This is a genomic window from Mucilaginibacter limnophilus, assembly GCF_004005815.1.
Taxonomy (GTDB): domain Bacteria; phylum Bacteroidota; class Bacteroidia; order Sphingobacteriales; family Sphingobacteriaceae; genus Mucilaginibacter; species Mucilaginibacter limnophilus.
The window spans coordinates 1-255 of the sequence record NZ_SACK01000037.1 but is presented as its reverse complement, the minus strand read 5'-3'; the positions used below and the strand labels follow the sequence as shown (position 1 = coordinate 255).

General features: G+C 36.9%; 1 rRNA gene. It reads left to right on the top strand.

Annotation, left to right across the window (positions count from 1 at the left end):
- Positions 1-194 precede the first annotated feature (194 nt).
- Positions 195-255 (top strand): 16S ribosomal RNA (locus EOD41_RS20575); the annotation flags it as partial.

Here is a 255-nt window from a genome sequence, read left to right as displayed (position 1 = left end):
GTGCAGAGAAAGCGAAAGCAGACGAGGCACAAAGAGTAACATAGTACTGTCAATTAAACTACTCTAAGAAGAGTAGAAACCAGAGAAAAGCCAATAAGGATTTTTAAAAGTTAGTTGGATATTGTAAGAGATATATTTTTTTACAGATTCTATTGATTGAGTTAATAGGGTCAGTGAGACAAACAAAACATTATACAATGGAGAGTTTGATCCTGGCTCAGGATGAACGCTAGCGGCAGGCCTAATACATGCAAG